Below are 1,478 nucleotides of genomic sequence, written 5' to 3' on the forward strand. Positions count from 1 at the left end.
ATGCAACATGGAAATGAAAATTTAATGAATATCAAAAGCCTGCAACTTTTCATTCATCTCTGTGAGAGTAAAAGTTTTGCCAAAACCGCTGCAGCCATGCACATCAGTCCTTCTGCCCTCAGTCGACAAATACAAAAGTTGGAAGAAGAAACAAATCAACAGCTGTTTGTTCGCGATAACCGCAGTGTAGAGCTGACAACCCAAGGCAAAAAATTAATGCCTGTCGCGTTAAAAATTCTTAGTGAATGGCAACAGTATCAAAACCATATAAAAGGAACCGAAGGCGAGCTAAAGGGGGAAATCCGTCTCTTTTGTTCGGTGACCGCCAGCTACAGCCATTTACCAGAGTTAATTTCCGATTTTCGTCTTCAGCATCCTTTTATTGAATTTAAGCTATCAACCGGTGACCCAGCTCAAGCAATCGACAAAATACTAGCAGATGAAGCCGATATTGCCATCTCAGCCAAATCGGAGCAGATGCCAAACAAAATCGCGTTTGAAACGATCAGTGAAATCCCTCTGTCTGTCATCGCTCCTGTCGGTGTCAGTTCATTTGCTGAGGAATTGCAAAAGGAGCAGCCAGATTGGTCAATCATTCCATTCATTCTTCCGGAAGCAGGCACAGCAAGGGACAGGGCTAATACTTGGCTCAAAAAAATGAAAATAAAACCGAATATCTACGCGCAAACGTCTGGACATGAGGCCATCGTAAGCATGGTTGCATTGGGATGTGGGGTGGGTATCGCACCGGATGTCGTAATCAACAACAGTCCAGTAAGGGAAAAGATTAATCGCTTAAAAGTATTGCCAATTAAGCCATTTGAACTTGGCGTCTGTTGCACAAAAAATCAGTTAGAAAACCCATTAGTGAAAGCTTTTTGGAAGATAGCGGAGAGTAAATACATTGCACCTTAATAATGGGTATTTGGATTCGAATTACTTGGGTTATTTTTTATAACCCTAATTTTCAGAACTCTGAAATGCAAAAAAGCCCACTCTTTCGAGTGGGCTTCTTCAAATTTAAAGCCTGGCGATGTCCTACTCTCACATGGGGAAACCCCACACTACCATCGGCGCTATTTCGTTTCACTTCTGAGTTCGGAATGGAGTCAGGTGGGTCCAAAACGCTATGGTCGCCAAGCAAATTCTTTAATTCGGAAAGCTGTTTTTGTGTTCTCTACACATTCAATTCTGTTCTTGCTTTGAGTCCATCAAAACCCCTTGGGTGTTGTATGGTTAAGCCTCACGGGCAATTAGTATCAGTTAGCTCAATGCCTCACAGCACTTACACACCTGACCTATCAACGTCGTAGTCTCCGACAACCCTTTAGGATACTTAAAGTATCAGGGAAGACTCATCTCAGGGCTCGCTTCCCGCTTAGATGCTTTCAGCGGTTATCGATTCCGAACTTAGCTACCGGGCAATGCGTCTGGCGACACAACCCGAACACCAGAGGTTCGTCCACTCCGGTCCTCTC

Annotated in this window: 1 protein-coding gene and 2 rRNA genes; 1 reads left to right on the forward strand and 2 read right to left on the reverse strand. The window is 43.8% G+C overall.

What is annotated here, in order from left to right:
* Positions 1 to 24: 24 nt before the first annotated feature.
* On the forward strand, positions 25 to 915 hold the full coding sequence (gene ilvY / locus R7E00_RS23215; protein WP_140124017.1) for an HTH-type transcriptional activator IlvY: 891 nt from the start codon (positions 25 to 27) through the stop codon (positions 913 to 915).
* A 110-nt stretch (positions 916 to 1,025) separates the two neighbouring features.
* Here the strand turns inward: ilvY and rrf are convergent.
* Both rrf and R7E00_RS23225 read right to left on the reverse strand, forming a co-directional pair.
* Positions 1,026 to 1,141 (reverse strand): 5S ribosomal RNA (gene rrf, locus R7E00_RS23220).
* Positions 1,142 to 1,232: 91 nt separating this feature from the next.
* Positions 1,233 to 1,478: ribosomal RNA gene (locus R7E00_RS23225) — 23S ribosomal RNA — on the reverse strand; the annotation flags it as partial.

Source organism: Vibrio sp. Vb1755, assembly GCF_033338635.1.
In the GTDB taxonomy this organism is placed as follows: Bacteria; Pseudomonadota; Gammaproteobacteria; order Enterobacterales; family Vibrionaceae; genus Vibrio; species Vibrio alginolyticus.

Coding starts and splice junctions, on each gene's coding strand:
- ilvY (WP_140124017.1), top strand. CDS start 25: ATGAATATCAAAAGCCTGCAACTTTTCATTCATCTCTGTGAGAGTAAA.